Here is a 5,049-nt window from a genome sequence, read left to right as displayed (position 1 = left end):
CTTGGCCGATACCGCCATCAGCGATAGCAGTGTTGCGCCATGCGTTGTGAGAGAATTGAGAATCGATTGAAACACCGATTACTTCAACGCCTTTCGCTTGGAAATCAGCTAGACGGTTATCAAAAGCAATCAGCTCAGAAGGACAAACGAATGTGAAGTCTAGTGGGTAAAAGAAAACAACGGCTTTTTTACCTTTAGTGAACTCAGCAAAATTGAAGTTATCTACGATTTCACCGTTACCTAGAACTGCTGCTGCTGTAAAGTCAGGGGCTTGACGTCCTACTAGTACCATTTTGAATCTCCTAAAAAGTGGTTGTCCAAGCATGTTTGCTTGGGCTTTCGTTTCTACGCGACAAACTATAGTACAAAAGTTACTATAGAAAAAAGCGAATTAAATAGATTAAGTTAATCGATAAAAGCGATGAGCCTTTATCGATTGTTACTTTGACTGAAACTTCTAAAACTATTGATTATATTATGAATAAATGGCCTAGCCTTAAGCAACTGCATTATTTGATCACCTTGCATGAAACTCGTCATTTTAGTGATGCTGCCAATAAGTGTTTTGTAAGCCAATCCACCTTGAGCAAAGGGATTCAAAACCTAGAAGAACTGATCGGTTGTCCATTGTACGAGAAAAAAGACAAAAAAAGTCCTCTTGTTTTTACTCAAGCTGGCGAGATGGTCGTGACTCAAGGGAGGGAGCTGTTAGCAAAAGGACAAGACTTAGTTGAGCTGGGGCAGTTATGCCAAGGGGATACCCTGCAAGGGCAGTTAAAAGTTGGTTGTATTCCGACTATTGCTCCGTTTCTTTTATGTGATTTGGTTCAGGAAGCAAATAGACGTTTTCCTCATCTCAATTTGCTATTACGAGAAGATACCACCACCAATCTGTTGGCCGCCCTGCGTCATGGTGAACTTGATGTTCTCATTCTAGCGTTACCTGTCGATATCGATGGTATGCACAGTAAAATTGTTGGGAAAGATCCATTTAGGATGGTGATCAGTCGTCATCAGGCAGACGCCATTCGAGTGCCAATTAAATATGACGACTTACCCGATGAGTCTGTTTTTCTATTAGAGAAAGAACACTGCTTAACGGAACACGCTGTGTCGGCATGCAAATTAACCGATAAAGAAAAGATCAATCCATTCAGTGCAACCAGCTTGCATACGTTAGTGCAAATGGTGGCGAATGGGCTGGGAACAACATTTATTCCTCAAATGGCCATTGACCATGGCTTACTTGAAAACCAAAATTTGGTCGTTGTTGACCCACCTGGTCAGCAAGCTTATCGAAACATAGGACTTGTTTGGAGACCGAGTACTTCTCGGACATCAACATTTAACCAATTAGCCGATGTTGTCTCTGAGCTATTATAGAGTTTGGTCGTGGCCCCTATTATCTTGTGAACCAGCTAGAAAGCACGGGGCATTCGGCCTGTTTTTTAGCGTTTTATTCTGCTTCTTCAGGATCGCTGTCTTCTTGCAACTCAAGTAAGGTAATAGCGATCGAAACGAAGTCACTGTCGGTAATAATCCCCACCAGCTCGTCACCATCCACAATGGGTAAGCACCCCACCTTATGTTTTTGCATGTACTTGGCGCTTTCTTTTAAACCAGCATGTGGTGATACCGTCATAATCTTAGTGTGCATGACATCATTGAGCGGTGTGGATAGGGTATAAGATTGATCACTGGGCAATTTCTGTAAGCTTGATTCTTGCGCGGCTAACACACCACGCTGCGTAATAATACCGAGTACTTTTCTTTCTGCATCGACAACTGGAATATGGCGAATATCAAGCGCCTCCATCATGTTTTTTGCATCAGACAGGGTATGAGAGCGCAACAGTGTATGGGGGTTGCGGGTCATCATGTCTTCGACTTTTATCATATTCGCCTCCTGCTATTGTCTTTAACCTAACTATAGAAACAAACCAGTAGAATATCTGAGATCTTCCCCCACTTTCCCATGTTATTCGTCATGTCCTTGATCTGTTTCAAATAACAAAGTACCCACTGTGAAGTGAGTACTGACAAAAAGCGTGATTCAAATGACACTGTGTGGGATTACAGTTTGAAAAAGCGCAGTAGAGATTTTTGCTCTTCAACGAGGGCAGAAAGTGCCTCACTGGCTTGCTTACTGATTCCAACCTGTTCAACGTTTTGGTTTACGATATCAAAGGTTATGGAGACATTTTGTGAAATATCCTGAGTCACACCAGATTGCTCTTCTGATGCCGTTGCTACTTGCGTGTTCATATCTGAAATCAAGGTTACCGAATTGGCTATCTCAACAAATGACGACCGCAGCTGTTCACTGATAGACCGCGAGTCATCGACCAAAGACATATTCGATTCCATGTATTGATTCGCTTCCTCAGCCTGTTTTTGTAATCGTGAAATGATTTCCTGGATATCAACCGTAGACTGCTGAGTTTTCGCCGCCAGAGAACGCACTTCATCGGCAACGACAGCAAATCCGCGTCCTTGCTCACCCGCCCGTGCTGCTTCGATAGCTGCATTCAAGGCAAGCAGATTCGTTTGCTCAGATATGGTATTGATGACCTCGACAACCGTACCGATTTCAATAGAGTATTCTCGGAGCTGATTGACAATTTTGGTCGTTTCCTCAATGGAATGTTCAATATTTCGTGACACATTATCAGAAGAGTTTAGAGCTTCTTGGCCTGATGCAACGTTGGAAGTGGCACCGCTGGCGGCACTTTCAGCACCAGAGGCGTTCTGACTTACTTCGCTGGCGGTGCTTGATAGCTCGGTAATGGCGGTAGCAATCTGTTCGACTTGGCTTAACTCTTTCTGTGCGTTATCTTGAGTTTGTGACATGACATCGCCCAGTTGCAGAGTGCTTGAAGATATGTTGTCTGAAATAGAGTGGAAGCTTTCGATAATGCGGCGTAATTCTTTGCGCATTTGAACAATATTGTAATAAATACCGGTTTCACTGCCATCAGTCTGCAGTTCTTCGGAGAGATCCCCTTCAGACACCTCTCGAACCAGTTTCTCAATATCACTAGGTTCTCCACCGACGACCCTTAAAATACCTCTGTATATAAAGAAAGCGATGAATAACGCAAGCAATGTCGCAGCGGTCGACAGCACCAATAAAATGGTTTGAGCACTGTTGAATTGCTCAACCATGCTAGGACCCACTTTATCTTGCTGTTCCTTGGTTTTTAATTTGATCGTTTCAATCGTTGCTGCCGCAGATCCACCGATGACGTCTAATTTATCTCTAATAATGGCATTACGTTGTTGGATGGTTTTAACAATCGACGAAAATGCCTCTTGGTAGGTAGAAAAGGCGGATTGATAATTTTCTAATAACTTGCGTTCTGAGGATGTAGTGATGGCTTGTTTTAATGTATCAGCACGCATTACCATTTGTTTGAATTCAGCGCTCACACGGTCAGCGTCAACTTGCTCATTGCTGACCAGGTATTTCACCGCATAGAGACGCCCGAGTAAGATACTTTCTTGCAATTGCCCAGAATATAGCCCTACAGCACCGGATTTTGTGTCGTAGGCTTCTTGCATTATTGCTGAAAGTGCTTTTCGCATGGCTAAACCAGCAGGGTCTAACTGTGAAGAGACTAAGATATTGCGTTGGTCGATCAATTGCACCACTTGATTGAAGCTGTTTTCATACTCCTTCATTTGGGCGCTGATGTTATCAAATTCTGCTGCGTGATCTGAGTCGAGCTTTAGTTTTTTGGCATCAGCCAGCAATGATATGCTGGTATCCAACCGGGATTTGACCTGTTCTCGAGTTGCATTATTTTGATGTTTCAAATATTTATTGGCGGCTAAACGGGCTTCCAAAATATTAGCTTGAATCCGGCCGGTAAAAACACTGCCTAATGCCAAGCCTCGGTATTGGTTGAACCCTGCATTTGTCGCACTAAAACGAAAATATGAGATGGCCGAAGTGATGAGCAGTAAGCAAATAATCAGCCCGAACCCGTAGGTAAGTTGTTTTTTTAAACGCATTCTGTATTACCCAAATATAATGTTAGTAGGCCCAGCGACGTTGTTTTTATTATGCTTTTTGTTTCATTTTAGAAGAGATAATTAGATTAGACGAATTGATTGCGGCGTTATTTTTTAAGTGATTGTTTTATCATTTAAAAAAGTAACAATTTATTTTGAACGTAGGAACAGCTCTTGCTATTGAAGTGTAGCGGCATATACTAGTCGGCTGCGTAAAAACCATCGCTGATGGTTCTCTTACGGCTAACGGCTCTATGGACTAGAGCAAGTTTCCACTAGACAAGACGATGACCATGCAAGTTTCTGATTTTCACTTTGAACTCCCTGATGAACTGATTGCTCGCTACCCAACAGCAGAGCGTACAGCAAGCCGCCTTCTGCACTTAGATGGCATGAATGGTGCTCTGAATGATCGCGCGTTTACCGATGTTCTTGATTTGGTTGAACCCGGCGATTTGATGGTTTTCAATAACACGCGAGTTATTCCAGCCCGTCTTTTTGGCCGCAAGGAATCCGGTGGAAAACTGGAGGTACTTGTTGAACGAATGCTCGATGAAAAAAGCATTCTGGCTCATGTCCGTTGCTCTAAGTCGCCAAAGCCTGGCACGCGTTTGTTTTTAGGTGAAAAAGACGAATACAAAGCCACTATGGTAGAGAGGCACGATGCCTTATTCGAGATTCATTTTGATTCAGACCAGTCAGTGCTTGAGATATTAAACCGTGTTGGTCACATGCCATTGCCACCTTACATCGACAGACCCGATGAAGATGCAGATAAAGAGCGCTACCAAACGGTTTATAACGAAAAGCCAGGTGCGGTCGCCGCTCCGACAGCGGGTTTGCACTTTGATGAAGAGATTCTAGCTAAGATACAAGAAAAGGGGGGTGAATTTGCTTATGTTACCTTGCATGTCGGTGCAGGGACGTTTCAACCCGTAAAAGTCGACAATATTAACGATCATCATATGCACGCCGAATATGTCGAAGTCCCGCAAGAGGTTGTGGACGCGATTGCAGCGACGAAAGCTCGTGGCG

5 protein-coding genes are annotated in these 5,049 nt (G+C 43.4%); 2 read left to right on the top strand and 3 right to left on the bottom strand.

Translation table 11 applies throughout. The features are described from left to right. A partial coding sequence (locus tag ACP45E_RS09960) for a redoxin domain-containing protein (protein ID WP_141707279.1) occupies positions 1 to 292 on the bottom strand: 292 nt, incomplete at its 3' end. Positions 293 to 477: 185 nt separating this feature from the next. On the opposite strand from ACP45E_RS09960, the gene ACP45E_RS09955 reads away from it, so the two are divergent. Continuing rightward, positions 478 to 1,383 (top strand): hydrogen peroxide-inducible genes activator, encoded by a 906-nt coding sequence (locus ACP45E_RS09955; protein ID WP_017035749.1) that lies wholly within the window; start codon positions 478 to 480, stop codon positions 1,381 to 1,383. 73 nt (positions 1,384 to 1,456) lie between these two features. Here the strand turns inward: ACP45E_RS09955 and ACP45E_RS09950 are convergent, their stop codons facing one another. Both ACP45E_RS09950 and ACP45E_RS09945 read right to left on the bottom strand, forming a co-directional pair. Next, entirely contained in the window at positions 1,457 to 1,897 is a 441-nt protein-coding gene (locus tag ACP45E_RS09950; RefSeq protein WP_017035748.1) for a CBS domain-containing protein, read from the bottom strand. Positions 1,898 to 2,073: 176 nt separating this feature from the next. Further along, positions 2,074 to 4,014 (bottom strand): HAMP domain-containing methyl-accepting chemotaxis protein, encoded by a 1,941-nt coding sequence (locus ACP45E_RS09945; protein WP_069584956.1) that lies wholly within the window; start codon positions 4,012 to 4,014, stop codon positions 2,074 to 2,076. Positions 4,015 to 4,307: 293 nt separating this feature from the next. On the opposite strand from ACP45E_RS09945, the gene queA reads away from it, so the two are divergent. After that, positions 4,308 to 5,049 (top strand): tRNA preQ1(34) S-adenosylmethionine ribosyltransferase-isomerase QueA (gene queA, locus ACP45E_RS09940; RefSeq protein ID WP_069584958.1); only part of this gene is annotated, 742 nt, incomplete at its 3' end.

The sequence above is a fragment of the Vibrio genomosp. F10 str. 9ZD137 genome, assembly GCF_049974785.1.
Taxonomy (GTDB): domain Bacteria; phylum Pseudomonadota; class Gammaproteobacteria; order Enterobacterales; family Vibrionaceae; genus Vibrio.
Note: the sequence above shows the minus strand (reverse complement) of the source record. Positions and strands in the feature narration are given on the sequence as shown.